This is a genomic window from Hymenobacter sp. 5516J-16 (assembly GCF_022919335.1).
Lineage (GTDB): Bacteria > Bacteroidota > Bacteroidia > Cytophagales > Hymenobacteraceae > Hymenobacter > Hymenobacter sublimis.
Window position 1 is genome coordinate 3,761,445 of record NZ_CP095058.1, and the last position, 25,785, is coordinate 3,787,229.

General features: G+C 58.3%; 18 protein-coding genes and 1 pseudogene. 10 read left to right on the forward strand and 9 right to left on the reverse strand.

Going from position 1 to position 25,785, the window contains the following annotated elements:
* Positions 1-10: 10 nt before the first annotated feature.
* The 8 genes from MUN84_RS18685 to MUN84_RS18720 all read left to right on the forward strand — a co-directional run bounded on the left by MUN84_RS18685 (position 11) and on the right by MUN84_RS18720 (position 14,424).
* Positions 11-1,237, forward strand: a complete 1,227-nt coding sequence (locus tag MUN84_RS18685; protein ID WP_244695479.1) for a hypothetical protein — start codon at positions 11-13, stop codon at positions 1,235-1,237.
* A complete protein-coding gene (locus MUN84_RS18690; RefSeq protein ID WP_244695480.1) occupies positions 1,156-3,891 on the forward strand; it encodes a DEAD/DEAH box helicase in 2,736 nt (911 codons plus the stop codon). Before MUN84_RS18685 ends, MUN84_RS18690 begins: the two co-directional genes overlap by 82 nt.
* A 25-nt stretch (positions 3,892-3,916) precedes the next feature.
* On the forward strand, positions 3,917-5,980 hold the full coding sequence (locus tag MUN84_RS18695) for a DUF1998 domain-containing protein (RefSeq protein WP_244695481.1): 2,064 nt from the start codon (positions 3,917-3,919) through the stop codon (positions 5,978-5,980).
* 12 nt (positions 5,981-5,992) lie between these two features.
* On the forward strand, positions 5,993-8,098 hold the full coding sequence (locus MUN84_RS18700; RefSeq protein WP_244695482.1) for an ATP-dependent RecD-like DNA helicase: 2,106 nt from the start codon (positions 5,993-5,995) through the stop codon (positions 8,096-8,098).
* 35 nt (positions 8,099-8,133) lie between these two features.
* Positions 8,134-9,930, forward strand: a complete 1,797-nt coding sequence (locus MUN84_RS18705) for a DUF7017 domain-containing protein (RefSeq protein ID WP_244695483.1) — start codon at positions 8,134-8,136, stop codon at positions 9,928-9,930.
* Positions 9,931-9,958: 28 nt separating this feature from the next.
* Positions 9,959-11,869 carry a DUF4209 domain-containing protein gene (locus tag MUN84_RS18710; RefSeq protein ID WP_244695484.1) on the forward strand — a complete coding sequence of 637 codons (1,911 nt, stop codon included), beginning with the start codon at positions 9,959-9,961 and terminating at the stop codon, positions 11,867-11,869.
* A 25-nt stretch (positions 11,870-11,894) separates the two neighbouring features.
* Entirely contained in the window at positions 11,895-13,163 is a 1,269-nt protein-coding gene (locus MUN84_RS18715) for a PD-(D/E)XK nuclease family protein (RefSeq protein ID WP_244695485.1), read from the forward strand.
* 67 nt (positions 13,164-13,230) lie between these two features.
* Complete coding sequence (locus tag MUN84_RS18720; protein WP_244695486.1) at positions 13,231-14,424, forward strand: DUF4268 domain-containing protein; 1,194 nt, start codon at positions 13,231-13,233, stop codon at positions 14,422-14,424.
* A 105-nt stretch (positions 14,425-14,529) separates the two neighbouring features.
* Here the strand turns inward: MUN84_RS18720 and MUN84_RS18725 are convergent, their stop codons facing one another.
* Positions 14,530-15,765 (reverse strand): PD-(D/E)XK nuclease family protein, encoded by a 1,236-nt coding sequence (locus tag MUN84_RS18725; protein WP_244695487.1) that lies wholly within the window; start codon positions 15,763-15,765, stop codon positions 14,530-14,532.
* A 361-nt stretch (positions 15,766-16,126) separates the two neighbouring features.
* On the opposite strand from MUN84_RS18725, the gene MUN84_RS18730 reads away from it, so the two are divergent.
* Together MUN84_RS18730 and MUN84_RS18735 are read left to right on the forward strand one after the other, a co-directional pair.
* Positions 16,127-16,267 (forward strand): hypothetical protein, encoded by a 141-nt coding sequence (locus MUN84_RS18730; protein WP_244695488.1) that lies wholly within the window; start codon positions 16,127-16,129, stop codon positions 16,265-16,267.
* Positions 16,268-16,384: 117 nt separating this feature from the next.
* Positions 16,385-16,693, forward strand: a complete 309-nt coding sequence (locus MUN84_RS18735) for a hypothetical protein (protein ID WP_244695489.1) — start codon at positions 16,385-16,387, stop codon at positions 16,691-16,693.
* Positions 16,694-17,533: 840 nt separating this feature from the next.
* Here the strand turns inward: MUN84_RS18735 and MUN84_RS18740 are convergent.
* The 8 genes and pseudogenes from MUN84_RS18740 to MUN84_RS18775 form a co-directional block, all read right to left on the reverse strand.
* Positions 17,534-17,764, reverse strand: a pseudogene (locus tag MUN84_RS18740) (IS481 family transposase); the annotation flags it as partial.
* Between the two features lie 387 nt (positions 17,765-18,151).
* Positions 18,152-18,892: a hypothetical protein gene (locus MUN84_RS18745; RefSeq protein WP_244699114.1), complete on the reverse strand. Its 741-nt coding sequence runs from the start codon at positions 18,890-18,892 to the stop codon at positions 18,152-18,154.
* Positions 18,783-19,724, reverse strand: coding sequence for a helix-turn-helix domain-containing protein (locus MUN84_RS18750; RefSeq protein ID WP_244695490.1), 942 nt, complete (start codon positions 19,722-19,724; stop codon positions 18,783-18,785). The genes MUN84_RS18745 and MUN84_RS18750 overlap by 110 nt, the downstream gene beginning before the upstream one ends.
* A gap of 629 nt (positions 19,725-20,353) precedes the next feature.
* Positions 20,354-21,604 carry a 5-(carboxyamino)imidazole ribonucleotide synthase gene (locus tag MUN84_RS18755; RefSeq protein WP_244695491.1) on the reverse strand — a complete coding sequence of 417 codons (1,251 nt, stop codon included), beginning with the start codon at positions 21,602-21,604 and terminating at the stop codon, positions 20,354-20,356.
* Complete coding sequence (gene purE, locus MUN84_RS18760) at positions 21,601-22,062, reverse strand: 5-(carboxyamino)imidazole ribonucleotide mutase (RefSeq protein WP_244699046.1); 462 nt, start codon at positions 22,060-22,062, stop codon at positions 21,601-21,603. Before purE ends, MUN84_RS18755 begins: the two co-directional genes overlap by 4 nt.
* Positions 22,063-22,254: 192 nt before the next feature.
* Complete coding sequence (locus tag MUN84_RS18765) at positions 22,255-22,527, reverse strand: hypothetical protein (RefSeq protein WP_244695492.1); 273 nt, start codon at positions 22,525-22,527, stop codon at positions 22,255-22,257.
* A 94-nt stretch (positions 22,528-22,621) separates the two neighbouring features.
* Entirely contained in the window at positions 22,622-23,899 is a 1,278-nt protein-coding gene (locus MUN84_RS18770; protein ID WP_244695493.1) for a dihydroorotase, read from the reverse strand.
* A 95-nt stretch (positions 23,900-23,994) separates the two neighbouring features.
* A complete protein-coding gene (locus tag MUN84_RS18775; protein ID WP_244695494.1) occupies positions 23,995-24,978 on the reverse strand; it encodes an aspartate carbamoyltransferase catalytic subunit in 984 nt (327 codons plus the stop codon).
* Between the last annotated feature and the right edge of the window lie 807 nt (positions 24,979-25,785).

Genomic DNA, 25,785 nt, shown 5'->3' on the forward strand with positions numbered 1-25,785 from the left:
CATTGGAGATATGACGGCTTATCCCGAGACCCGTGAGTTTTTTACCTCCCGCCTGCACCAGTCGCTGTTGGGGCCGGGCAGTGATATGTACCTGGGCCCCGCCGCTACCGAGGTGCTCGACGACTTCCCCCTGCAGCGCTATTACACCGGTATCCTGTTTCCGGACCGCGAAGCCGAGGTGACGCCGGGCGAGGAGGCCGAGCGCCTGACCCGCAACGAAGCTGCGGATGACCTGCCCCACGATGCATCCGCAGACGCGGTTTTCGGCACGGAAAACCACGCGGAAGCTGGCTTTGCACCCGGCGTCGCCCCAGCTGCCGCATCAGCCGGCGAGGCCGCCGAGTCCCGCGACGAGTACGCTGCCGCCAATCATTACTTCCCCAGCAGCCTGGGCCTGACCTGCTGTGTGCCCGCCGAGGCGCCCGTCCTGCTTATCACCGTGCGCGGCGCCAGCTACCGCCCCTGGCAAGCCGGCACCGATGCCCTAGCCGTGACGCTGGCTCCCAACGAGTGGGAGAGGCTGCGCCCGGCCCTCAGCGATGGGCTGCACCGCAAGCTGTCGTACGACGAAGCCTCCGCTGCCTTGGCCCTGCTGGCAGCTCCCGAGGGTACGAGCCGCCGCCCCCGCACCCGCGACTACGCAGAGGTAGACCGCCTGGGCAGCCGTAGCCATGCCCTGCACGGCAGCCCCGGGGTAGCAGCCCTGGAAAAGCTGCTGCGTCCTGCCGCCCGCCTGTGGCAGCGCGTGCCCTTCGAGTGGCAGTTCGCGGCCGACCTGCGGCCCATGGAACCGAAATCCGAAAAGAAGTACGAGGTTCCGGCCGATGGCCCCACCGGCATGGTGTGCTGGGTGAAAGCCTACACGGTAGCCCCCGACCCCGCACGCCTTGCCGACCCCGCTCGCCGCTACGTAAAGGTGCTGGTGCACAACGCCGCCGAGCGGCACCCGGCCCGGCAGTTCAGCAACGCCAACGAGCACCTGAACGCGAAGTGCCGGTTTCAGGTGGAGCTAATGGCTGCTTTGCCAGACGGGGTGCCCCTGCTGCCCTACAAGCCCGACCGTACCCATACCCTGACCGGCGACCAGGAAGCCGCCATCCTCAACTACCAGTACCGCGACTGCCTGGCCTACGGTATCGGGCACGGGGCCGCCGTGTGCTGGCCCGCTCCCCCAGAGGGGGCGCGCCTCAGGCCATCAGCTCCACATTTTTCCCCACCGTGGATGTGCCCGGCGTGAGCAACCAGTTGCGGCTGCCGCCCGATGCCAGCCCGGCTCGCTACCAGGACTTACGGGAGGTGCTGATGCTGCGCACCCTCTCGCATTGGGGAGCTGAGCAGTACCCCGCCCCGCGCCTCGTGGCGCTGCTAACGGCGTTCCTCGATGAGTACGAGCGGTGGACCACGCAACAGCGCCTCGACGCTACGCGCCACCCCGCCGATGAGTCCTGTTACACGCCGCTGCTGCAGGCGCAGGGACAGGCCTTGGCGCGCATGCGCCACGCCGTAACGCTGCTGGAAAGCAACGAAGCCGTGCGCGAAGCCTTCCGGCGGGCTAATACGGCCATGCTGATGCAAATGATAGTGTCGGATGACCCAGCTTACGCCGGCGAAACCAAGTCCCACGCCGACTTTGCCGCCCGATTCGCCGCCACTAGCTACACCGATCTGGAAGCGTTTCGTCAGCACCCCGGCCGGCGCAAGCGCGAGGGGGGAGGCCACGAGCCGTTCAGCTACCGGCCGTTTCAACTGGCCTTTCTGCTGCTAAGCTTGAACTCCGTAACCGTAAATGAGGTGCGCGAGCCGGCCGAGTCGGAGCAGAAGTCGCTATCAGACCGGGAGCTGGTAGACCTTATCTGGTTCCCGACCGGGGGCGGCAAAACCGAGGCCTACCTGGCCGTCACGGCGCTAAGCATTATCTGGCGGCGCTGGCACGGCGGGCCACGGGGGCAGCAGGGGGTGGCCGTGCTCATGCGCTATACCCTGCGCCTGCTCACTACCCAGCAGTCGGAGCGGGCTTCGCGCCTGCTCTGTGCCTTGGAGTTTCTGCGCACGCACTGGCGTAACGATGCCGGCCAGCGTGTGTTGGGCCGTGAGCCGCTCACGCTAGGCCTGTGGGTGGGCCAGGCCACTACGCCTAACACCCGTGCCGAAGCCGGCCAGGCATACCAGGAGCTGTTGCAGGAAGTGCAGCTAGCCAATCATCTGCCGGCTGGCACACCCCGTAAATTCTACAAAAACGTATTTCAGCTGGCCGCCTGTCCGTGGTGTGGCTGCGAGAGCATAAGCCGGGTAGACGGCCTCTACCAAACCGGATTCGATGCCCGCGGCCAGCTCACTTGCCTAAACCGTCGCTGCCACTTCGGCCAGCGCGATGCCGCCGACCAAGGCAGCTGTCCCGTGCCCGTACACGTGGTGGACGAGGAGTTGTACGCTACTCCGCCCACGCTGCTCTTCGCTACGGTCGATAAATTTGCCATGCTACCGCACAAAGAGCAGGCCGGCCGCTTTTTCTCGCAAAACGGAGTGGCTCCGCCCGGCCTCATTATTCAAGACGAGTTACACCTGCTCAGCGGGCCGCTGGGCTCATTGACCGGGCTGTTCGAGCGCCTGGTGCTGGCGCTGTGTACCGACCGCCTGGGCCAGCGCCCGCCCAAAATAATTGCCTCCACCGCTACCACGCGCAATACCTCGGCCCAGGTGCGTGCCCTATACGACCGGTCGGTGGCGGTGTTCCCACCAGCCGGTATCCGGTACGACGACTCGTTCTTTGCTTACAACACGCCTGCTAGTCAGCGCCGGCATGTGGGGGTAATGGCCACCGGCAAAACCAACCTGGACATGCAACTCCAGCTTACCTCGCTGCTACTGCTGGCCCGTAGCGAAGCTTGGCGCGCTCTGCGCCCGGCTAGTCCTACGGAGGATGCGGCTCTCACTGCCCTAGACCCGTACTGGACGCTGGTGCTTTACTACAACAGCCTGCGCGATGTGGGCAAGATGTACAATAAGATTAGCTCTGAGGTGTTTGGGCTGGTACAGGCCGGGCACCAGCACCGAGGCCTCGAAGGCCCCGGCCGGCAGTGGCTGTACTACGGCCTGATGAGCCGTACCCGCGAGCTGACTAGCCGCGTGGAAAGCAACAAGATAAAGGACGCCTTGCATGAACTGGGCGAGCCACTTAAGCTCAACGACGCGCCCGGCGACCAGCGCCGGGTAGCAGCAGGCGTGGACCTGGTGCTGGCTAGCAATATGCTTTCTGTGGGAATCGACATCAGCCGCCTCAACCTGATGGTGCTCTGCGGGCAGCCGCGCAACAGCGCCGAGTACATCCAGGCCAGCTCGCGCGTGGCCCGCAACACCACAGGGGTGGTGTTTTCGCTGCTCGATGCTAACCGCACCCGAGAAAAATCCATCTTCGAGCAGTACACCAGCTTCAACCAGGCGTATTACAAGTTTGTAGAGCCGCTCAGTCTCACGCCCTTCACCCCTCAAACGCTGGACCGGATGCTAAACAGCCTACTGGTGACCTGGGTCCGGCATCACAAGGGCAAAGAAGCTACCGGATTTACGTGGGAAATGGCCACGGAATTGACCGAGTTGCTGACCGCTTCTCTCGACGCTGACCCTGCCCTGGCCGCCAATCTGGAGCAGCGCGCGGCCATCCTGGCCCATGACTGGCTGGACCGGCTCCAGGCCGCGCACGCCATCGGCAAGCCCCTCAAGTACAAGGGCAAAAAGCACAATACTCCCTTGCTCACCAAGGAGCCTGGCTCGGCTGCTCAGCCCAATTTCTGGAATCTGCCGACCTCCATGCGCGACGTGGATACCGAAACCACCCTGGGCATCCTGGCCCCCGTCCCGGCAGTTGCTCCCCCTGTTATGCCTACTCTCTAATAGCCGGCTTTCTTTCCCGCACTTCATGCCCACCACTGATTCGCTTCAAACCCGAAAGCTGTGCAGCTCCTATGGCGGTGTCGGCTCCCTAATAGAGTCGCGCCTGGGCGCCCTGCGCGTCCTGTCAGCCAGCGAGTGGCCCTATGTGACCACTAATAAAGTCAACCGCGACGAAAACCGCCTCAACGACGACCGGCTGCTGGCCCGCCTGCGGTCCGTCTTTACAGAGCTACGCCGCCTCTCACGGATGCCCTACAACCGGCCATTGGCCTTCGCGGGGGCACCTAGCCCGCCTCGCGTGGCTGTGGAGTATTTCCCAAAGTGGATGTACTGCCCCAGTTGCGCCCGTTTCGACCATTACGACCAGTGGCGCCAACAATGGTACCGGACGGCCGGCCGCAAATCACCCGCCGAAACCCTACGCTTTGACGAGGCCCCGCGTTGCGACTATTGTTTCCATCAGCAGCAAGGCACTGCCCGTTGGCAGACGCTGGAGCAGGTACGCTTTGTAATGACCTCGCCGGCTGGCTCGCTGGCCGATGTGCCCTGGCCCGCCTGGGCCCTGCGCCACCGCTACGCCGCTTTTGCTGCCGACGACGATTCCGGAGCGAATGAGCCCGGCGCTGACGAGTTGGAGGAAAGCGGTAAGCTGACACTGGATGTAGAGGCGGAACTGCCCGAAGGAATAGAGTTGTATTACCGCACCTCAGGCCGCTTCACCGACCTGAAAGGCATTCGTATTGAAGCCCGCCGCCGGCGCGGCGATGGATCTTCCGAACTACTGGGCAGCGCTACCCTCTCAGGGCTGTTTAATCTGCGTGTGCCTGAAGAAGCCATGGAGGCCTACCGCGTCCGGGACTCCGAGCGGGACCACCCGCGGCCGGGCGTTCCGATGAAACCAGTACTGCGAGCCAGTAACAGCGTGTATTACCCCCACATTGTTCAGAGCCTGTACTTGCCGGGCAAGCAGCCTGCGTTGGTACAGCCCATGGCCGGAACGGCCGGCATAACGCCCGAAATCGGCGCATGGTTGAAGGTGCAGTACGAGGATGAGATGCCCGTCAAGAATATTCTACGGCTATTGTTTAGGACATATCAGATAGAACTTACTCAGCAGGAGTTTGACCGGTTACAGGCTGAAGATTTTGTAGTGCGCCGTCCCCCACCACCTTTACCCGAGCCAAGCGAGCCAGGCGAGGAAGAGTATCGACGGGCCGAATACGCTTACCTGACAACGGAAGCCGCTACGGTCAGCCCCGACGGCAGCCCAGACCTGCTGGCCCAACCCGTGGACTGGTCGGATGTGCCGGGTATGGGTCTGGGTCTGCGGCTGGATCGGCTCAAAATGACCTCCGTGCAAACTTCTTATACCCGGCAGCAGCCTTTGGATCGGGACGCTTACCTGGCCCAGGACGAAGCCGGCAGCCCCGTAAGCATCCGGCGGCGCTACACCACGCGCTACAAGCTCCGGACCCACACGTTGCTGGGGGTGGAAAACTACGGCGAAGGATTGTTCTTCTCCCTCGATCCGGCTCAGCTAACGGCTTGGGAGCAGCAACCCGCCGTAGTAGCACATCTGCGGCAGCTGGTGCAAAACCAAGGCCGCCTGCCCGCCGGCTCGCCCGGCGCGGCCCGTGTGGCTACTCCGCGCCGGGTGCTGCTACACACCCTTTCACACTTGCTTATCAAGGAACTCGAGTTCTTGTGCGGCTACCCGGCCACCTCGTTGCAGGAGCGCCTTTACGTGGGTCCCGGCATGCAGGGCTTGCTGCTCTACACCATTGCCGGCGCCGAAGGAAGCTATGGTGGTCTGGTGTCGCTGGCCCGCACCGGCAAGTTGCCTGGCCTGCTACGCTCGGCTCTGCACCGCGCCACTGACTGTGCCGCCGACCCCATCTGCTGGCACACTGATGAGCAGGGCCAGGGTGTGGGTGGGCTGAACTTGGCCGCCTGTGCTTCCTGCGCCCTGCTACCCGAAACCTCCTGCGAAGAGTTTAATTCTCTGCTGGACAGACGGCTGGTGGTCGATGAGGACTTGGGTTATTTCCGAAGCTTGATAGCCGTTGGAGCACAGGTTTCTAAGTATTAGCCATCCTAAGTTATGTCACTCACTCCGGCTCAGCAGGCTGCCCTCGCCGCCTTCCGCTCCTTTCTGCAACAGCCGAACGAGCCTGTATTCTTGCTGCGCGGCTACGCGGGTACTGGCAAAACCTTCCTGCTGAAAACCCTGCTGGCCGAACTGTCGCGCCCCGCTGTGTTATTAGCCCCCACCGGGCGAGCTGCTGGTGTATTGCGCCAGCAAACCCAGCGCGAAGCCAGCACTATCCATCGGGGCATCTACGACTACTCTGCCCTGAAGCCCCTGCAAACAGGCCGGGCCGATGCCGATAAGTCGTTCAAGTTTTTCTTTGACCTAGCTAACAATCAGTGGCCGCTAGGTACGGTGTTCGTGGTGGACGAGGCCTCTATGATTGGGGATGCCTTCAGCGAGTCCGAATTTTTTCGGCTTGGGAGCGGGCACCTGCTTACAGATCTGTTGCGCTTCGTGCAACCCACGGCGCAGAATGGCTATAAGATATTACTCGTCGGCGACCGTGCGCAGCTGCCGCCCGTCGGCGACCGGGACTCACTGGCCCTAGATGCGGCGGAGTTGCGTCGCCGGCTCGGCAGCGTACCGGTGCGCGAAGTAGAGCTGACCGATGTGGTGCGCCAGCAGGCTGATAGCGGCATTCTGGCCAATGCGACTGCGGTGCGCGAATGCCTGCGTACCGGGCAGTTTGCTGGTCTGCGCTTGCAGCGTAGCCCCGACGTGCAGGATGTGCCACCGGGCAAGTTGCTGCCTGCTTACCTGCAGGCAGGAGGCGGGCCACATGCTGGTAGCCGGGCCATCATGATTACGTACTCCAACAATCTAGCCCGGCAGTACAACCAACAGGTGCGGGCCCACTTTTTCCCGGATCAAACGCAGGTGCAGGCCGGCGACCGGCTTATTATTACCCAGAACAATTACCTGAGCCCCCTGGAACCGCTATACAACGGCGATTTTGTCGAGGTGCAGCATGCTGGCTTGGCCTATACCCGGCAAGTGAAGGTGCATATCAACAAAGCAGCCGTGCTGGTGCGGCTGACGTGGCGCGCCGTGCGCCTGCGAGTAACTCGCCCCGACAACTCCACTTACGAGGTGGAGCGTCTGCTGCTTGATAGCTTTCTGAATTCAGCTGACAGCGCTTTACGACCGGAAGAAACTAAGGCACTGTATGTGGATGCAGTGATGCGCTGCCGTCAGCAGCTCAGCTACGACGACAACCATCCCGAATTCAGCAGCTTCCTGCGGCAGGATGAGCATTTCCATGCTATTCGCGCCAAGTACGGCTACGCCATAACCTGTCACAAAGCGCAGGGCGGCACCTGGCACACCGCTTTTGTCGATTTTCAGGGCTTCTCCGGGCGGCAACACGCGCATTATTTTCGCTGGGTGTACACGGCCCTGACCCGCGCCAGCCACCAATTATACTTGCTCAATGCAGCTGATTTCACACCCTGGCAACAGATGCGAGTCTTCGACCCCGCTACGCAGGCTCCCCGTCCCAGCGTGCCGCTTTTTCCCGAAGTAGTGACGGCCCAAACGGCTCGTTTCGACCCACTCGACGCTTTGGAAGCACGGTTGGGTATCGGTAGCCGGCCCGAACCGCAGAAGCAACAGTTTCGGCGCGTAGCACACCAACTGCAAGAGTTAGGGGCAGAAATTGAAACCGTGGAGTCACTGCCCCATGCCGAGCGCTATACCATGCGCAAAGGGCAGGAGCGGGGCCAAGTGTTGGTGTACTATAAAAAAGACCAGCCGCTGAGCTCCGTGCAGCCTACGGGTCCGGTTTCACCCATCACGGAATCTGCAGTCAGCCACCTAAGCGCTCCGCTCCCGGAGGCGGTGAATATGCAGCAAGTAGATTTTCCAATGGATGCACCACCAGCCCTAGCTGGTTTCTACGAACAGTTTGCTGAACAGGCTCAGCGGCAGGCCGTCAGCATCCTGGCTATTCAACACAAGCCTTACGCGGAACGCTACCAGGTGCAGGATAACTCTGGCCGAGCGGTGCTGATGCTGGACTACGACAAAAAAGGACGAATCACGGGCGTGCGTGTAGAGCAGCATAATTCCCAAACCTTACTGGAAAAGGTGCATGCCATCCTTCAATCTCTGGATTAGCATTCCACCTTTCCTCATCCATCACATTCCGTTATATGGCTGCCGTAAGTGAACTGTGCCGCACTGGCCAACTAAAACAAGCGTATCAGTTGGCCGAAGAGAATTACCGGCTGCGCCCTGAAAGCGTGTTCAATCAGATTGACATTCACCAGGTACTGCTTGCCTATTTTCGGCAAGCCGTAGCAGGAGTCGACGGACGGGCGGCGGGGCGCTGCCTGCAGAAGCTAGCCGACCTAAGCCTGGTGCCCTGCGTCAGTCGGGAAGAGTCTGTTTTCTGGGAGTTGCGCCGCCTGCTGGCCGACCTGGCTTCCCGCCAACCGGTGCCCGGAGCCATCATCACCGAACTGCTGCGCAGCATGCTCCAGTGGCAAACGGAGTTGGTACCCAGCCGAGGCAGATCTGTGCTGCTACAGGCGGCTTTGAAGGTAAAAGACTACTTACCAGATGGTTGGCTAGCTTGGTGGAACCTGAACTTGCTGCGAGCCGAAGATTTTGTTCAGGATACGATAACAGACAAGGCCTCCGGTAAAGCCCGTAAGCTGCCATCCAATGCCGAGCGGGCCTATGGTGCCTGGGCCAATCAGCTGGCTGAGTCGCTACAAAAGAGCCGCACCGGGGATGCCGCTCATCGGGCCCTGGTTGGCGGCCAGGTACCGCACTGGCGCCGGGAGGCAGAGGCCTTATTGCTCCTGTTGGAGGTCGTTACCACCGAGCATCCGGAATACCAGTGGCTGCCGTATCAGCGCGCTAAATTGCTGGTGGCCTTGGGCGACGACCTGACGGCAGCCTTACAGGCATTGATGCCCGTGGTAAGGCAGAAGAGTACCGACTATTGGGCTTGGCAGCTGCTAGGCGAGGTGTTACGACCAACCAATGAGGCCGCAACCCTAGCTTGCTACTACAGGGCCGCTAACTGTCGCACCGAAGAACACTTCTTGGGTAAGGTGCGGGAGGCCTTATTTTACCTCTTGCGTGACGCGGGCTTTCAGGCAGAGGCTGCTCATCAACTTCGGCTTCTAGTTGCGCACAAAGATGCCGAGGGGTACCATGTGCCGGCTATACTGCGGCAGCAGCTAGCCGAACCTTGGTGCGTAACTGCCGGCCAACCCAACAAAAAGCAGCACTTCCGCTGGCTAGAGCAAGCAGATGAGTTGCTCTACGGCGACTTGCTTTGGCAGCCAGCTGTGCTACTAGACATTATAGAGGCCACCGATGAAAAACCTGCTGCGGCCCGGGTGCTGCTGATGCCCGATACTCCACCCGTGAGGGTCCCGCTAAAGCGCTATGCATGGTTGAGCAAGCGCCAGCTTGGACATCCGCTACAAGTTCGCCTGCAAGCGGAAGCAGGTCGCAACCGGATTCTACAACTAACCGACCGGCCGATTGGGCAACCTTGGGACGTAGTTCCTGCCCGGTGCGCCGTGGTGACTTACACTAACGCAGCAAAACAGACGGCTGGTTTCGTGCTCAGTCCTCAGGAGCAAGGCACCTTCAAGTATCCGCAGCACAATCTGCCCGAGCCAGTGCCCGGCGACAGTTTGGAAGTACGGCTGCGCCATCGGACCAACAAAGAAGGTCAGCCGCGGGTTGATGTGTTGTCGGTACTGGCTACCCAGCAAAATCCTCCCGCAAGTGTGAGCCGCTGTGCTACTGGGAGCTTGCGAGTGCTTGATGGTGGGTTCGGATTTCTTGAACAGATTTTTGTGCCTCCGGGATTGATTCGTGCCCATGGGTGGGAAACTGGCCAAACGGTCTCCCTGCAGGCAGTATGGAACCACGACAACAAGAAAAATAAATCCGGGTGGGTAGCTGTTCGTGCGTTGATTTCATAGCAGTTATACTGGAAGTTCGCTTGTGACCATGTCTGATGCCTACCAAGCACCCCAGCACTTTGCCACGCTTACCGAGCTGGCCCATTTTCTTGACAACAATTGTGAAGACTGGAACCTGCGAATGCGCGACCGGGACCTGCTGTCCGTGCTTGAAACAGCTACTGTCCCCGCCGAGCTGCTGCCCAACCTGCAGGCCGAAAAGGTCGGCTTGAGCGTCTGGTTCAAAGGCTGTACCGTGCAACGCGAAAGCTCCTATACCGACGAGGTCGGACAAACCTGGGGCTCTGCGCTTCCGCAGGAGCTGGAGCCGCTGCCTTTTAGCTATTACCAACAACGCTTAGAGCACAGCACCAATCCATATCTGCAAGCACGATACGCCTTGCTCTTGTGGAACGCTCCAAAGCCATTCAGGCACATCCGCTACGCCCAGAGCGCCCTCGACCACCTGCTAAGCGTGCTGGTAACCCACGCAGCTAGTACCCGCGAGGCCCGGCGCGACTGCCTCGACCTCTTACATCAGGCTTGCGCATTGGCCAGTACCGTTCGCCACCGCGAAGCCGACACCGCGGCGGCCGTACTCGAACGGTACAGCGGTACCATTCCATTCGAGCGCAACAGCCGGCCGGCGCTGTTACGACTAATAGCCGAGTACTCCAAGCTATTCAGAACCGCCGACCAAGAGCGCATCCTGCGCAGTACCCGCGAGCTGTACGCCGAGTGCTACGCCGCGGCTGATTACTTCGCCTGTGAATCCATCTGCAAAGAAGCCGCTCCCTATGCCCAGAGCTTAAACCGCGACCCTCGCGAGTGGCACCAACTACTCGGCCAAGCCTATGAAGGCGAGGCCAACCACCGACTTGCCGACGACGATGCCAGCTTCATTGTTATGGAGTTCTATTCCCGGGCGGCCAAAGCTTACCAGCTCGCCAGCAACCCTACCGCCGAAGCTGATGCCTTACGACAGGCCCAGGCATTTAAGCCTAAGCTGAAGCTAAGCAACATCAGCATCGACTTTACGGCTGAGCAAACCCAATTGCTGCTCGATGATGTGAAACGGCACACCACCGCGTTACTGGAGTGTGAACCGTCGGCTATTTTCGACTTCCTGGCAAATTACGCCAATGCCTTGCCCGATTACTCATCTATCAAGTCCCAAGCCGAGCAAGAGCCGTTGTCCTTTATGTCGATGATTTCCGTGGTGCACATCGATGACAACAAGAATACCAGCCGGGCCGACATCAGCCTACGCGACAAAGGCGACGACAACGAAACCGAAGAAGCCCGCCGGCGGCGCATCGACCTGCATCAGCGAATCCGTCGTTCTTATTCACTTGGCTTGTCCTTGCGCCTGCAATACCTCATTCCGTTGTTCATTGAGGGGTACCAAGCCGGCCGGATTACCTACGAGGCATTCTGTCAATACCTCGATGCGCACAGCTGGGTCGCTCAAACCTTAACCGAGCACGACATTAGTGGCAATGAAGTTCGCTACACTTGGCAGCCCATGCTGTATCCTAGCCTGCGCGAGTTCTTCACGCAGCTTCACATCTTCATCCACGAAGGTCCCGAGTCTGCCAGCTTTGTGCTCTGCATTGACTCGCTCACGTTGAAAATTGAAGGCCTGCTACGCGAGGTGCTTCAGCGCATGGGCGCCCACACGCTGGCCACCCACAAGCGCCACGATTTGCGCGAGGTATTCTTCGACGACCTGCTCGACCTAGCCACAGCCAAGAGCCTGCTCAACGATAGTGAAGCCTATTACTTCCGGTATGTTTTCACCCCACTAGGGCGAAACCTCCGCAACAACGTTGCTCATAATTACTATCACCTGCCCGAACGATATTCCCTTAAGGAGGTGATTCTGTTACTTACGGCCCTGTTGCGCCTGACTGGTTTCCGATTGGTGCCGGCGGAGGAAGCGCAAAGCAACATCAGTTAGCTCGTTTTAGTAACTACTGCCTGGTATGCCGGCCCTATCCCCAACTCAACGCCTGCTCCGTCACGCCCAAAAGCTCTGCCGAGACACGTATCCGCTGTATCTGGCTACTGAGGAGGACGCCTACAACATTTTTGAAGTCCTCAACATCAAGGAACAAGAGATTAAGCACTCTGCCTTGCTGGCTGACCTCCTCGATGCCGAGGGTTACCACCGGCTCGGTAATCTGTTTTTAGGCTGCTTTCTGCGTCAGGCAGGCGTTCCATTTGACGGGGCCGTTACGTGGCATGTGACGAGTGAGGAAAGCCACCGCTACGGCCGTTGGGATATCGCGCTGCACGGTCGCATCAAAGACCGCCCGGCGTTGGTAATGATTGAGAATAAAATCAACGCTGCCGAGGGTGACCGTCAACTCGACCGGTATCTTGAAGCCGCGCGGGAGCACCCCAACGCCTACGCACCTTCCGATACCTGGCTGATATTTCTGACCCCGGACGGCCGCGGCGCCCAGACGTGCAGACGACCCCACGGTGCTTGCCTACTGACTTGGTCCTACCACGAACAGGTGCGTACTTGGCTTAACACCTGCTTGCCTCACACCCAGGCCAACCCTCGTTTACACCAAGTGCTGAAGCAGTACCTGGACCTGCTTACGACTTATCACAACCAGCACGTGCAACAAACCTTGTCGGAAAAACTGGCTCACTACCTGATTCAGCACAACATGTTTGCCGAGGCTGAGGCCGTTCAGGATGCCCTCGTGCAAGCCAAGATTGAGCTACAACTATGCTTCTGGGAGGAGCTGGAGCAGCAGTTACAGCAGGCGAAGCTAACGGTCATCACCGACATAGATTACCGCTATTCCCGCGAAAAAATCACTGATTGCTACCGCCGCAACCGCCGAGTCCGCGACTACGGCATTCCCATTGAATTACTGCGCCAAGAGCGCGACGAAAAGCAGCTGGTACTGTGGATAGAACTAAACAGGTGCTTATCCTTCAGCGTCTCGTTTTTTCAGCAAGGGCATATAAAATCGGTTAGCTCATTTCGTCGTAGCAAGTTTGCGCATACCGAGTTGGAGCAGTTTGCTGCTGCTAATGATGTTGAGGTTATCCAAGACGGAAACACACTGCTTGAGCTGGAACTCACCAGCTGCCCGATTGCCTTCCTGCCTCTCGACCTGCCTGACATGCAGCTTCTGGCTGACCCGGAGTCCAGGCAGAAGTTGGTCAAGAAGATTACCCAAGAAGTCAAGAAACTTCATCGTCAGTTTTGCTCTACTTTGGCTCGGGCGTAGCTACTTCGCTTTGGTAGAGGCAAGAAAACTGCTTGCAGTCATTTTATAATTTTCGGTTGCCTCAACTATGTACCTCGTCGACAAACAGCAGAAGTCCCTCGCGTCCATTTCCCCAATCACCTTCGGCAGCGAAGGCTTATCCGAGCGTGCGGACCTGCAAGAGTGGCTAGTAGCCAATCCCGCTGCTCTGGGCGAGCCGCTGCTTATCATTCAAAAGGAGTTCGACGGTTTCGACGGTACCGCCGAGCGCCTGGACCTGCTGGCTCTCGACAAGGAATTCAACCTAGTCGTTATCGAAAACAAGCTTGACGACTCCGGCCGTAACGTTACCTGGCAAGCCCTGAAGTATGCTTCGTACTGCGCTAGTCTCAGTACCCAGGACATTATCCGTCTGTTTCAGCAGTACCTCGACCGCTACCAACCCGGCGAGAAAGCGGAGGAGAAACTCATCGAGTTCTACGAAGGCGCTTCCTTCGAAGGCCAACTCAACCAAGCAGCCAACGGCATCCGCATCCTACTGGTCGCCGCTCACTTCCGTAAGGAGGTAACTTCCACGGTACTATGGCTGCTCAACTACAACGTGCGTCTGCAATGCCACCAAGTTACTCTCTACAAGCTCGGTGACCAGTTGCTGCTGCAAGTCGAGCAAATCATCCCGCTGCCCGAAACCCAGGACTACACCATCCGCATGGCCGCTAAGGCACAGGAGGAGGCTCAGACCAAAGCAGCCGAACAATCCCGGCACGAGCAACGCCGCCACTTTTGGCAGCAACTCCTGCCGCTAATCAACCAAAAGACCGATCTGTTTTCCGGCGTCAATCCCACTCGCGACCATTGGCTTTCCGCCGGCTCAGGCGTGCGAGCCGTGCCGTATTCATTCGTCATCACCTACCGCTCCGCTTCAGTGCTGCTCAACCTATCTCGCCCCCAGCGCTGGGAAAACGTCTACCTATACGAGCAGCTCTTCGCTCAACGCAACCAGATTGAGCAGGCTTTTGGTGATACCCTACATTGGGACGTCAAAGACGACCGCATTTCAGTGAAGATTGAGTATCGCCGCGACGGCCTCAATTACTTCGAGTCAGAGCAGTGGCCTGTCATCCAACAGTTCCTCTCCGATGCTATGGCCCGGCTCGAAAAAGCGTTCCGCAAACCCTTGGAAGCAGCTTACAAAAGCCTAGCAACTGCCAGCCCTAAATCTGCCCTTGCCGATGAAGATGTACCCGACGCAGCCTTAACAACAGAACCTGTTGACGTTTAATAGTGCACATGTCTCCGACAAGAAATGCCGCCTTTGTTAGGCGGCCTTTTTTATTGAGCTACTAAAAGAGCGCAAGTGGCTTTTATCCGTTCTTAAGCTGTAAACCTATGTACTGACCGCAGGCACAATCTCAGCTTGGGCAAAATCTTCATTGAGTTGCTGCAAGAATGCCTGTACATCCTGCCACAACTCGCGAATGGTTTCTTGCCGCACAGCTGGATTTGCCAACTGAAGGGTGTCCTCGTGGTGGAAGCCTTCAAAATCAATGTTGCGGCGGGTGTGTACCCAAATCGGCCAGCCTGGGCTGCTCCCGCAGTGCAGGTGTTCAGTGGCCTTTTTCACAGCATCATAGATTTGCTTTTTGACTGTTTCGTCTGCTACTGGAATGACTATGCCGTAATACATCCGGCTGTCTCCTCGCTCGATCAACAGCTTGAGAGGCCCTCCAGTAAACTCTGATGTTGGTAGTGGAAGCCCTATACCGTACCAAGGATTGCGGTTCCGGCTATAATGAACCACCCGACTAATTAGTTCGTCGGTATAACGCCGCTCAGATGAGATAATATAGCCATCCGCCTCAACCACCTTAGCCAAATCCTCCCAAAAGTCCCATTCCGTGTGCCAGCGTACATGGTTCCAGTTCCTTACTAGCACGTGTGCATTCAGAATGTTGTCCCCGGACTTCATCAGGGCCAATACGCTTTGTTTCTCGGCTTCAGACATCGTGTTACCGGTTATGCTTTTGATTAATGAGATGTATTGTACTAAGGTTTCGCGCAGCGGCAGATGGAGAGCAGCCTCCTTTATGCAGGCCTGTATCCAGGGTTGAATATGATCAGCATATGAGATGCAGGTAATCAGTTCTCTAAAGTCAGCCCTGTCGGCCAGCTTGCCCACTGATTGCTGCGAAGGCTCGTGCCCATGCGGAGTTAGGTATAGGATTCGATAGCGAAGCCGCCGCCCACTGATTATATCAGCATAGCGTTCCAGTTGCTTGTCTTGATCGCCCGCCCATATCTTGTTCTCGATAATGACTGCTTCTTGGTTAGTGTGGAGCAGTATATCAATTCGGTTGCTCTCCCGAAGCATCCGCGCCGTATCAATGTGAAATTCGGTCGGCTTTATACCGCATTGCTCTAAGAACAACCTCAGAAAAGTGTTTCCACAGCCATGGGTCCCGTGTGGATCAAGTAATTCCGCCAAAAATCGGGAATGCAAGTTTACCTCGTCCGACTCCTTCCGTAGCAGGCGAAAAATGTTGAAAACATCCGTCTCATCAACAGTCTTAGCCTTGTTGAATAATATTTGTAGCTCTGATAGCAGCGCCTGTAATTCGTGCATGGCTATTAGATTAAAGTAGCTTCAGAAAACAATTTTAAGGTGACAATTTAATGAATCAGCTTCTAGTCACAACCTTCATGCATGTGGACTTAGGGTTGGCACCTTTTCAATTGTTTGAGCGAAGGAAAGGTACTTCATAGTGAGACAGATCCGGCTTACGCTCATGATCTGTGCGCCCATCGCCGTCCCAGTCACCACCCTAGCGCACCGTCGAATTCGTCGTCCGCACTAACCGCGCAAATTTCGCTAGACCGTCCCGTTATTGGAGTTAGGCGAGATGTGCAGGTTTGTAGACCGCAAGCAGCGTGAGGCGATCTAACGGGAACGGACACAGAGGAATCGCTGTCTATGCCAAACCGATGTGGCCCGTGCCCAGGGCATCTACCTGGCGCTGCTGGGCCGCTGGCAGCGTGCGGCGTTGCAGCAATCCGTGTCTAGCAGCGCTAAGCGCGAGGAAATCAAACGCCTGCGCGCCGAGCGGCATGTTATAAAAAAGCGGTAACCACCTCCGCGTAGCCACAGCCCCGAGCAAGTACGCGTTCATCGACGCCCACACCGGTGCGTGGGCCGTGCGTGACCTATGCTAGGCGCTGGGAGTCAGCCGCAGCGGCTGCTACCAATGGCGGGCGGGTCGCCCCTAGTGCCCGCCTGGCATCCGGCTGCGCTGCAAGTATTTACGCGCCATGCCGGACGCTATGGCACCCGTGGTCTGCGGACGGAGATTCAGACCGAGAGCCACCGGGTGAACCGGTTGGCGCTGAGCCGGCCGCTGGGCCAACCTGCCCCCACGGCCCCGAATCATGTTTGGGTGGGCGACATCACTTACCTACCGCTGGTGCTAACTGGCCACCTGGCGAGACGCTTGCACCCGGTGGTGGGCTGGCACCTGGGCGTAGATGCCCTCCGAACTCGTGCTTACGGCCCTTGAATAGGCGCTGACGCTGCGCCAGCTCGCGCCGGCACTCATCGTCCACGCCGACCGCGGCAGTCACTACACCAGTCAGGCCTGTCGCCAGCGCATCGACGCCGCTGTGGCGCCAGCCAGCCAGCCACGCCCGGCCGGGTAACCTCTGTAACAACGCCTAGGCCGAGGCCGGCTGGAGCACGCTCAAAACCGACTGCTGCCCCACATTGGGGCCTTTGCCAGCTTGGAAGAGGCTTGCAACTTGGACACCTGCTTCGACCTCGATCGACGTCACTCCGCCTTCGGTCACCGCTCGCCCCGCCAGTTTGAATCGACCTGCTGAATCACGGACCTTAGCTCCGTGTCCGCTGCGACTAGACCGCCCTACTAGTGCGTAAACTGCTTTTTGCGCTGGATTGCAGGGCACTCCCTACTGTTATGGCCTAATGATTTTAGCGCTGTGTAAGCGCTTGTAATCGTTGAAAGATGGCATCCCCTCCAGCGGTGTTCATCGTTACGTGTGCTCCCGTGTTTGTCCCCCAGAATACGTGATGATATTTGCATGCTGCTTGTCGGACAGTCGCCACTCTTTTACTTGCCGAGTAGCAACCAGCAATGCCTCTCCCGCTAGCGCCCGCGGCACGAGCACGTCATGCAAGTAATCGCAGGCGAGTTGTTTAGAAGCCAATAGTGGCTTGGGCTCTTTGAAGCTCTGCGAGTGATAGGGGTACATCTCCATACAGGCAGTGTGCTGACTAATGTGTTGATAGGCTTCTTGTATGGACCAACGTTGCTGGCTGACAAGCGCCTGAGCCACGGAGCGAAAACGGGCTTGCCACCATTGTCCGCCGGCTGTCCAGGCTACCGGCGGAATGCTACGGCAATGGCCTCCTGCTCGGCCGTGAGCACCGTCGAAGCCGGTTCAGGGCCCATCCAGGCGACTTGGCTTGTGGGACGCTTGCGCCACTTGGCCACCGTTTTCGGATTGATGCTGTAGCGCCGGGCTACGCTTTGTAGTCTTTCCTGGTTGTGTTGGATAGCGTGCCGTGTCGCCTGCGTTGTACGGGCGCTGCCGTGGAGTACTTGCCCCGTAATGCTGTGCGAAATTCCGGCCCGGAAAATACACCATCATTCCCTGGGACTATACATTTAGTAAAATATTAGGTAATTAGATATATTTTTCTATGCGCCGATTAAGCTCGTCAATAGTAAGTTACAAGTGGATGCAGTACATGGATAGGGAGTAACTAGATGGATAAGTTTGCGCACGCGCATAGTGTACTTTGCGGCAATGAGCAGTTGACGGATTCAATGATGCTGGTCTACTCGCTGCCTTTGCGACTCGGTCATTGTGCCGCGTGTGGTAGCACCCGTCGGTAGGGATACCACACATCGTGGCCTAGGTGTGCTTATCCAATACCCAGGCCACGATGCGTAGCATTCCGTCCGAAAAGAGTTCAGCCTTTTATTTAAAGGTTATTACTAAACAGCGTCCTGCTGCAGCGGCTCTGGCGTAGAATCCGCTGCCAGTTGCGCAGCTTGTATTTCTTTGGCAACACGCTGGGCATAGTAAGCGGCGCGCTGGCGCTGGTATTCTTCTTCGTCGAACTTGGATACTGAAGAGGTTACCGTACTCTGCAACTTAGCGGTCAGCTCTGTTGGCAAGCTATCTAGCAGGTTCGGAGTCAGTTGTGCTTTTTGCTGGCGGTGTTCCATTTCGAGTAGTTGCGCTTTACTGTCAAAGTACTTCTCCAACACCTCCATGACCTTGGGGCCGGACAACGCGTTGTAGAAGTTGTGGCCGCTCCACTTCGCCTCCTTTAGGGCCAGCATCACGTCTTTGAGGCTGTCGTGCGAGTACTTCTGCAGGATCATTTCCGCTGTTTCGATCAGGTCGGCCGCTTCCATTCCGTCCTTGACCTTGAGCGAATCCTGAAAGGTCTTGAGCAGAAACACGACCAGCGTAAGTAGCAGCTTCTCACCTAAGCGGTCGGCTTTGCGCAGCTGAAATAGCTTGGGGGCCTGGTGAGCTATGGCCGGGGTGAGGCTGGATTGAATGTCGACGAGCAGCAGCTTCATCTGGGCCAGCGCCGGGCTCTGGCCGGTGGCGATGCTAATGACCGTATTTTGTTTCAAAGTATTGATCAACAGCTGCTCCGACGTCGGCGAGTGATTCGTGGTGGTGGGAACGTTTGGCGAAAGAAGAGGCTGAAGCGTATGCATGGGAAGAAGAGGCAAAAGAGGAAGAAGTAGTTTTGAGTTTTTGGTCTTTGGCGTCGCGCAACATCCAATTGCACATCATCGGTAGCCAGTTGGCGTTGCGCGCATCCTTGCTTTCGGCCCAGGTGCGGATGACTTCGTGGTAATAGTGCAGATCGGCGTGGGCGTAGTCGGTGCCTTGTAGCGCTTCGACGAAAGCATCAGCATCGGCATAGGGGCTCTCAGCGAAGGGGTGCTGTGGAATCGGCTTGGGTTTGGCCCGGGCGGCCCGTGACCGGGAAGCAGGGGGGATGGCCGCAACGAGGAGGGATGAAGGGCTAGTCGTCAGAGGCGAAGCAGTATCACCTTCTTTCCCGATTTCTCCATCTTGAGCGTGCGCCGCAGCTTCGGCTGCCACACCCCCGATAGGGGTTAGCTGGATATTTGCTTTGAAATTTACCCTGGTATTTATGTCGGCAGATTTCGCAGGCACTTCCTGCAGATTCCGCAGGGAGTCATTGCGGATTTCGCGGGCACTAGCAGCAGAATTCGCAGCCACTTGCGCTTCGCTTGCCTGCGAATTCTGCAGGGACTTTCCCGACTGATTTGCATCGGAATTGCTGGACAGGGTAGGTATGAGCTGGCGCTTGTGGCGGGCCTTAGGGTCAACCGTACGGGCCAGTAAGCCGTGCTCGTGGAGCTGCTTGATGGCGTCGCCGACGGTGCGCAGGCCAATGCCGAGGCGGGCGGCGAAGTGTTCGTCGCTGGCGAAGACGTGCTTCTTCACTTTATAGAGGTCGATGACCTCAGCCAGGATAAGTTTGGCCGTCAGCGTAATGTCTTCCAGGGCCAGCACATCAGCGGGTACGATGAGGGCGCGGGACTTGGTAGCCGCAGTAGGAGAAGGGTTAGTCGACTTCATTACGCCACGCCCTCCTGCTGCGAAATGGTAAAATCGTCAAGATTGACGAGGCGGCTAAAGGCCGCTATAGCTTCTAAATCCTAGCGCCAATAGTTCGATATTTCACTATCTGGGCCCACCAAACCGGACTTAGCACGTTTTATCGTGGTAAGTCCGGTTTTTTTTGCTGTTAGTGGCTGAAACCAGCTTCAAGCTTCATGCGAAATGCCTGTTGCAGCAGTTCACCGGTCGGATGAACAAGGATAGTTTGCCTATTGCTTGCCGAATGATCTTGCTGCTGCCCGTTAGGCACTCCGCGGGGTCGGGCAGAGCAGTGCCTCGCAGAGTGCCCAGCACGAGCTAGCCTTATGCAGGTTGGGTAATTTATATGGCACAAATGACTCTAGAAGCGGTTAAAAAGCCACATATTCTGAGGCACCCTTCCACCGCCGAAATTCGGTAACATGTCTTCGTGTATGTCCGTTTTAGGTAGTGCGGCCTTCACCGGGCTCAACTGCACGGCGCAGCACAGGCGCTTGTCGTCGCGGCGCTGGACTAACTCAGTCACGTGCAGACGACAGTATCTAAATGGCGTCCAGCCCCGGCAAGCCAAGCAGACCAGCGGCGCGGCGCGCTACGGTTTTGACACTGGCGACATCTGGACCAGTGATGGTCAGGTGGCCCATCTTGCGGCCTGCGCGGGCCTGCACCTTGCCGTACAGGTGCAGGTGCGTTCCGGGCAGGCTTAGCACGGCGTGCCAGTCCGGCTCACGCAGTTGCCCGCTGGCGTCAAACCACACCTCGCCGAGTAGATTGAGCATGATGGCCGGGGAATGCTGGCGCGGCTGCGGCAAGGGCAAGCCCGCCATGGCATGGACCTGCAGGTCGAACTGCGACGCGTCACAGGCATCCAGGGTATAGTGGCCGCTGTTGTGCGGGCGCGGAGCCATTTCGTTGACCACCAGCACGCCGTGCTCACTGCCGTCATCCACCACAAAAAACTCGACGCACAGCACGCCAACGTAGCCCAGATGGTGCGCGATGGAAACGGCCGCGTCGCGGGCTCTAGTGGCCAGGGCAGGCGGCATGTTTTCTTCGTAGGCGTGGGTAACGGCCAAAATACCATCGACGTGCACGTTGCGCTGGGGCGCGAAGCTGACAACTTGCCCGTCCCAGCCGCGCGCCACTAGTACCGAACACTCGGCGGTGAGCGGCAGCATCTTTTCCAGCACGCAGGCCACGCCGCCCAACTCCGCCCAGGCGGCGGCCAGTTCAGCGGAGGTCTTGAGGCGAACCTGGCCCTTGCCATCGTAGCCCATGCGCGCGGTTTTCAGGATGCCGGGCAGCAAATCCGCCCGGTCCGCCTGGACGGCTTGTAGCTGGGCCAGCGTTTCAATCACGGCATAAGGCGCGCAGTTCACTCCCGACACGTCCGCGCAGGCGGTGAAGTGGGCTTTTTCCTCGATGCGGTTTTGGGCAATGCCCACTACGGCCGCGCCCGGCGCCACGGGTCGGGTCCGCGCCAACGTTTGCAGGGCCTGGGCCGGCACGTTCTCAAACTCAGTGGTGATGGCCTGGCAAAGCTGAGCTAGTTGCGCTAGCCCGGTCGGGTCATCGTAGTTGGTCTGGATGTGGTGGTGACTCACTAGCCCGGCTGGGCTTTGCGCGTCGGGTTCCAGCACGGCGGTGAAGTAGCCCAGGCGCTGGGCGGCATGCACAAACATCCTACCCAGCTGGCCGCCCCCTAGCACTCCCAATGTGGCCCGCTGGCCCGCGGCGTCCACACTGCCCGGGTAAATCGGGGTCATAGCTGCAACGTGATTGTCGGCGTTCATATGGGCAAGGTCATGGCGCGAGCGGCTTCGGTTTGTTCGGCGCGAAATGCCTGCAGCTTGGCCGCCAGGTTCGCGTCGTGCAGGGCCAGCTGGCTTACCGCAAACAGCGCGGCATTGGCCGCCCCGGCAGTGCCAATGGCAAACGTGGCCACGGGTATTCCTTTGGGCATTTGCACGATGCTGTGCAGCGAGTCTACCCCCTGCAAATGGCGGCTGGCCACGGGTACGCCTAGCACGGGCACCGTGGTTTTGGCGGCCAGCATACCCGGCAGGTGGGCGGCCCCACCCGCGCCGGCAATAATGGCCTGCAGGCCCCGCGGCCCGGCTTGTTCGGCGTAGGCAAACAGGTCGTCGGGCATGCGGTGGGCCGACACTACACGCGCTTCGTGGGCCACGCCAAATTGCGTGAGAATCTGCACGGCATGCTGCATGGTGTCCCAGTCGCTGCTGGAGCCCATGACCACGCCAATCAGGGGCGTGGCCGAGGCGGCGCTAGGGGTATCGGGGTGTTGGAGGTGGAAAGGGTGTTCATTAAAAATATTTGTTGTCCTGCTTGATCTGGCGTCCGCTTGTTGAAGCATCTCTACCGCTTCGTTAGCCCATTAAGGTTACTCCATTTGTCAGTTAAGTCAGCTGCTGATGGATCAATATCAATCCTGTTCGGCTTCGAAGTCGAACAGGATTGAAACAATAGCCGCAATATCTTCAGCGGCTAGGCTGACCCGATAGAAATCTGAAAAGCGTTCCTGTGGGGCGTTGTGCAAGCTGGGTTTGTCAATCTTGTCGTTTGACAGAATGCGGGTAATATGGTCAGCAAGATGCGCTTGGTCACGTTGCACCAAGATTCTGCGTGTAGCATTCAGAGTGGCAAAATCCAGAACGTCTCCGCGTTTTTTCAGCTGCTTGTATTGCTTCGCATCCATTGCTTTAACGGGTCAAGTGAGACAAATCAACGAAGCGGTAGAGATGCTTCGACAAGCTCAACAGGACGTTCTTTTTTTAGTCAGGTCCTAACTATCAGCGCTCCAGCAGGATTTCTGTGCCTAGAATCACCAAGTCCACTCGGCCTTTCAATGTCTGGTCGATAAAGGGTGTGTTCTGGGATTTAGATTTCATGAAGTCCCGCGTGAAAGTCGTTTCCGCTTCGGTATCGAACAGAACGCAATTAACTTCTTGACCGACTTCGATAGTAGGTACCGGCAGGCCCATCAGGCGACGGGGCTCCGCCGAATAGCGCTTCACCACCAAGTCCCAGCCGAATTTGCCGGGTTCGACGAAGAAGTGATAGAGCGACACCAGGGCTGTATCCAGACCGGTGATGCCGTTGGGGGCGCTGATGAAATCCTGGGCTTTTTCGAACGGTGTGTGCGGCGCGTGGTCAGTGGCAATGAGGTCAAATACGCCTTCCTTAAGCCCTTCGAGCAGGGCATCACAATCGGCTTGCGTGCGTAGCGGCGGGTTCATTTTATAGTTGGTGTCGTAGTCGCCGATGTGCTCGTCGGTAAACAGCAGGTGGTGCGGGGCTACTTCCGCCGTCACTTTCACATCGCCGCGCGATTTCCACCAGCGGATGGTTTCCATGCCGAGCTTGCTGGACACGTGTTGGATATGCACGTGCGCGCCCGCCGCCCGGGCCAGACGAATGTCACGGTCAATAATGATTTCCTCGGCGCAGGCCGGCGAGCCCTTAATGCCGAGGCGGTAGCTCATCACTCCTTCGTTCAGGGCGCGCGGCCCAGCCAGCTCCGGCACCTCGCAGTGGCTGGCGAAAAACATCCCGAACTCAGTGGCGTACTGCATGGCCCGCAGCAACACCGCCGGGTCGCTGGTGGTATCCCCGTCGTCGGTGAGCATTTTCACCCCCAGCTCCCGCATGCCCTCGATTTCCGCTAGCTCCTTGCCCTCGCGGTTCTTGGTGACGCAGCCGGAGGTGTACACCGGAATGCGGGACCGGTGCGTGGCATTTTCCAGCACGGTAGCCACCGCCGTTGCCGAGTCGAGGGCCGGGCGGGTGTTAGGCATCATGACCACGCCGGTCACGCCGCCGTTGATGGCCGCTTCGCTACCCGTGGTGATGGTTTCCTTGTTCTCAAACCCGGGGGCACGGAAATGGACGTGAGCGTCAAACATGGCCGGCATCAAAACCCGACCGCGCGCGTCGATGACGCGGGCACCCTCGGGCGGGGCTAGGTTGCTGCCGATGTCCTGAATTTTTCCTTCGACAATCAGGACATCGCCTTCGAGCAGTACGGGTGAGTTTTCGGAGGCGATGCGGGCGTTTTGAAGGAGAAGCATGAATGTAGGAGTGCTGTTAACTGGCAAGGGGGTGAGAATATTCGGACGGTTGGAGATGAAAACACACCGGCGGAACCAGCCGCCGCGTCCGGCATTTAGGGCACAATTACCGTTGAGTCAGCTCGCTGCCGCGTGGCATACGTCGATTCTTGCTTCGGGAATTCTCCGCCCGGCGTGAGCCAGTCGAGCACGGCCATGCGGATGGAGATGCCATTTTCAACTTGGTTGGTGATTAGGCTGCGCTCATAATCCATAACGGCGTCGCACAGCTCGACTCCTCGGTTCACGGGGCCGGGGTGCATGATGTAGAGGCCTCGGTCGCGGATTTCCGCCAGCCGGGCGGTAGTAATGCCGTACACTCGGTGGTATTCCCGGACGCTGGGGAAAAACTGCACGTCCTGGCGCTCCATCTGCACGCGAAGCAGGTACACCACATCCGGCGCCCAGGCCATGGCCGCCTCATAGTCGGTGAAGCGGGGGATGCTTTCCGGGACATACTTAGGCACCAGGGAGCCCGGGCCCAGGTAAGCGACTTCGACGCCCAGTTTTTGCAGCAACGTGCTAGTGGAGCGCGCGACGCGGGAATGGAGGATATCCCCGATGATGAGGACTTTTTTGCCCCGAGGGTCAGGGAATTTCTCCTTGATGGTGAAGGCGTCTAGCAGGGCCTGGGTCGGGTGCTCGTGGGCCCCGTCGCCGGCATTGATGACCGAGGCCGTGGTTTGGCGGGCAATCATGCCAGGCAGGCCGGGATGACCATGGCGGACGACGATGTAGTCGGTGCGCATGGCTTGGAGCGTCTCAATCGTCTCGCGCACCGACTCGCCTTTGGTGATGGAGGAGTGGGCGACGTCGAAATTCGTCACTTCCGCCGAGAGGCGTTTGGCTGCGACCTCGAAGGAGGAGTGCGTCCGGGTGCTGGCCTCGTAGAACAGCATGAGCACGGACTTGCCCTCCAGGGCGGGGATTTTCTTCACCGAGTGGGTGAATAATTTTTTAAAGGACGTGGATTGGTCGAGCAGGAACTCGATTTCCTCACGGTGTAAGGAGGCGATGTCGAGCAGATCTTTACGTGCCATACCGGAGTAGAGGAAAAGTGAGGTTGACTAGCTAAAATGGACGGTAAGAAGTCTTATCTGCCACTACCCGTGACGGAGAAACTGGCTGCCGGTGTGGGCCAAGGCGCCGGACGCCGCCACAGGTGGCGGCGAGAAGGTTGGCGTCCGTGGGAGGTATGCATTGGCTGCGGGGCAGTAGGGGACGAACGCAACGGACATAAAAAAACCGTTTCGGAATCCGAAACGGTGGCGGGGCAATACCCAAAAAAACAACGGAAATACCAGCGGCAAAATCGGGAGAATCGATAATGGCGAAGACCTTCCGGTCCACTCGCGGTTCCCTGCTGAGCAGGGTTCTACGCTTCGTCAACAAGTTTTTCAGTTGAAGCATGATGCAAAACTACGGCATTATTGCGCCTGGTAACACGTCGTCTATGCTGTTTTTTTTCGCAGTGCTTTTCTCAGATTTCATTTTATAGCCGGCGGGCTAAACGGCGCAGCTTTTGTCGGCTTTCCGCCATCAAAAAATCATGGCTTGCATGACCCACTGCTTTGCAAACACATGCCATCCTGATTTCAACCCCTTATTCTGCTTGTCTCAGCTGGCAAGTCACCACCTCCCCCCGGTAGCAAGCAGCTCATAAACCACTTGGTAGTTCATAGGCTGCCTCATTTTAGGCCGGTACAATAGGTAATAAGGTGGTTTGGTTAGACCGGACAGGTCGGGGCGGTATCGGTCCTTCGTCACCATCAATAAGTACTTGCCTTTCCCGAGGTGCTGATTACACTCCGGCAGTTGCCAACGCATACCTCCAACAACTGCTACAA